This is a genomic window from Chitinophagaceae bacterium (assembly GCA_007695095.1).
Lineage (GTDB): Bacteria > Bacteroidota > Bacteroidia > Chitinophagales > REEL01 > REEL01.
This window is the reverse complement of record REEL01000012.1, coordinates 1-3,516: the sequence shown is the minus strand read 5'-3', so window position 1 is coordinate 3,516 and position 3,516 is coordinate 1. Positions and strand designations below refer to the sequence as shown.

Below are 3,516 nucleotides of genomic sequence, written 5' to 3'. Positions count from 1 at the left end.
CGCAGCTTCTTCCTAACTCAGTCCGAAGCGCCCTTAATCACGACAATTAAAAAAGCTCCGCCAAAACCCTAACCCCCTTCAATTCTTCTTTTAATTATCTCAGGTAAGGCTTTGCCTTCAATACGGCTTTCTAACCAGGACAGTATGTCAAAGTTTTCCAGTATATGTTTTTCAAAACGGTCACAGCTAAGTTTTTTCAATGAGCTGTAAAGCTTTTTTATTTAAAAAAATATAGGCCATGAAACTAAATTTCACAAAAAGTTGAATTTACTTCTTAAAGAAAAAGCTTGAAATTGTGATGAAATTGCAGATTTTGCCTTAAAAGACTGTAAGTTTCTTAATTAATCAGTTAAAAAACATTGAAATGAAAAACTTAAAATTGAATGAAGTTATGCGTCGATTACCATTATATATTCTCACAATGTTGTTTTTTGCATTTGGCAATCAGCATGCACAGGCACAACTTTTAGTTAATGAAGCGAATTTGATTAACTATGGTAACACCAATATTAATATACATGGCAGCTTGCACTTATCTGCAAATGGTATACTCCACAATGGGAGCAACATCTATATTTCAGAAAATTTTTATAACAATTCCGGAGGAGAGGGGTTTATAGATATTGCTTCAGGTAAAGTTGAATTTTTTGGTGAAAATCAAATCATAGGTGGAAACGATGAAACTTTTTTCAATCATCTTGCATTTACAGGCACCGGAGTAAAAATACTCGAAAACAACATTTTTATCCGTGAAACATTAGACATCAGCGACAGAGAAGTTGCAACAGAAGAAAACACGCTTCATGTGTTGAATACAGATGCAAACAGTGTTATCTCAAATGGGGGATATGTCAGCAGCACAGGGGACGGAAGGTTTGCAAGAAATATGGAATCAGTTAATGACTACGATTTTCCGCTTGGTTCTGCTGTCAATACTGAAAGATACAGACCATTAACTATTAAACCGACTACGAGTGATTTTATGACTTTTCATGCACGGATGGTAAATAACATTCCTACAACAGATGGCTTCGACATTGCAATGAAAGACGATACGATTAGCGCAATTAATGAAAATTGGTATCACCTGATAAACCAAACTGAAAGTAATGAGGCGGTTAACATCACTTTTTACTTTGACCAGACTGAAGACAATACTTTTGATGGAGTAGCTCAATGGAATGTTACAGATGGTTGGTTACCCACATCTGAAGCTTCCGTTAACTTAAATCCTTCACCTAATTTTTCAGCTATTTCTATTACAGACTGGGATGATTTTTCAACAGAACCTTTTGCACTATTTATTCAAAAAAGGGAAAATCCAATTAATTCTATTGAAGAAAATGAACTATACAATGTTCGTTTTTACCCTAATCCGGTATCTGAATCTCTGATGGTAGAAATTGATGAAACTTTACTTCAGTCAACACTAACGGTTTATGAAGTAACCGGCAAAAAAGTAAAAACGCTTGTTTTAAATAATCTTGAAAATTCAATTAACCTAACTGAATTTCCGAAAGGAGTTTATTTACTGAATATCAGTAAAGAAACTCATTCTTTGAACAAACGTATTGTCGTACAATAACAAAAACAACGCCTAACCACATTCATTTTTTATTCTACTAACTGCCTTTTATGCGGTTCTTTAGCCAGGATAGTATATCAAATTGATCCAAGATGTGTTTTTCAAAGCGGTCATTCCGTATTTTTTTCAAAGAAGTATAAAGCTTTTGCAGGGCGTTATTTAGGTCTTTATCAGAGTAAACTTTAGGAACTTCATTCCGGAAAAACTCCAGTATGATTTTTTCAGACCGGAATAATCTTTTTCGTTGCGCAAGGTAGCGATACGTACTTTTTATACTGTATTCAATAACACGGTCATTTCCTAATTCAAGATGAATAATTATCGTTAGTATTTTGAGCCAGCCGTAATTTCCTTCTACCTTATTTGCAGCTTGATGATTATTTGCTTTGTTTATCCAATAAAGCGCTTGTTGATACATGCCGGCATAAAAACAAAAACGGCTAAGACTGACTAAAAGTCCATATTCAAAAGGAGATCTTGTGTTTTTTGAGTAAGTATCTTCCAGAACATTCTGAATGGGAATTACAGTACTTTGCCCTTCTTCATAGTTTGAATGTACTATTAAACGCTCAAGTTCAGCCATACTAAAATAAAAAAAAGCTTTTTCTCTTATTTTGTCCGAATAATTTTTGTCTAAAGAAAAGTTCTCCAGCTCTCCCCATTTTTGTTGAACATCGGGTATAAAAAAGTGCTCTGTTTTTAAAGATGTGATAAGGTAGGAGAAAAGATTGTTAATATTGTTTAAAGTATGAGTTTCTTTTTGGCCGGAAGTTGTACTTTTTGAGCTTATTTTATTCTCCATAAAGTCAAGTAAATCCTTATATACGCTCAAAGCTTTCGTATAATCACCATTTAATTCATGATAACTCGCCATTATGCCTAAATAGCAAAATCTGGAATATGACATGTTGCCACCAGGTTCATGTTGCAACCGGGGATGTTGGTAAATTTCAAGGTATTTTTTCAACTCCCTGTTGTTACGCGGCCATCCATATAAGTAATTAGTTCCCATACATTTTCGCCAGAGAAGAATAAATTCTCTTTCTGTTTGAAATGCAGACATCTCTTCAATGAGTTTTTCATGCAGTTTGTCAAAAGTTTTTGCTTGCTGATGAACCGGTAAGGTATATGTAGCTAAATTTTGTTCTTTTAGATTGGCCTCAAGAGATTTGGTAGGAAGATTATGTTTTTTTATCAGCCGTTGAGCTTTATGTAATTGCTTATAAGCTTGTTTGAAAAGGTTTTTTTCGAAGAGTTTATTTACTGAAAGTAAAAGGTGGTTAACCTCAATTTCTACTACATTTTTTTCATCATACTCAACCAGACTTTTCATAATGATATTATAAAGATAGTTCTTAGCAACAGCCGGCTGATTAATAAACTTTTCATTTCTAAAACGTTTGATTAGTTTTTCTTCATTGTATTCTGACTGCTTTGCTATTGCATCAAAAAGTTTCACATACTTTTTAGTAGCACCCTTATCATACCGGCCTGCATAACGCTTAAAACGCCACTTCTCCATTGGGGTGAGGGCATGAATGAGTTCATGTAAGGCATCTTTGTTATCGCTCATAAGGCTAATTGTTTATTCGAAGTTAACAGATAAAATACAAATTAAAAAAGGAGTTGTTGAAATTTAATTGCAAAAAATGATGAGCCATGAACCTAAATATAGCCAAAAGTTGATTTTACTTCTAAAATATAAAGTTTGAAATTGTGATAAAATTGTAGCCTAAGTCTGAAAAGGCTATGACTACCTTAATTAACAATTAAAAAATAATGAAATGAAAAACTTTACATCTAATTTAATTATTCGGCTTTTTATGCTAATATGTTTAGTTGCTGTTAATAACAGTACTTTCGCACAACAGAGCGGTGGTATATCAATAAACGATGATGGCAGTCCGCCGGATTCATCCGCTATGCTTGAT

At 33.6% G+C, this 3,516-nt stretch carries 2 protein-coding genes; one reads left to right on the top strand and one right to left on the bottom strand.

Going from position 1 to position 3,516, the window contains the following annotated elements; all coding sequences use genetic code 11:
* Positions 1–364: 364 nt before the first annotated feature.
* A complete protein-coding gene (locus EA412_00210; protein TVR84698.1) occupies positions 365–1,585 on the top strand; it encodes a T9SS C-terminal target domain-containing protein in 1,221 nt (406 codons plus the stop codon).
* Positions 1,586–1,622: 37 nt separating this feature from the next.
* Here the strand turns inward: EA412_00210 and EA412_00205 are convergent, their stop codons facing one another.
* The gene (locus EA412_00205; GenBank protein TVR84697.1) at positions 1,623–3,158 is read right to left on the bottom strand and encodes a hypothetical protein; all 1,536 of its coding nucleotides are present in this window, start codon (positions 3,156–3,158) and stop codon (positions 1,623–1,625) included.
* Positions 3,159–3,516: the final 358 nt, after the last annotated feature.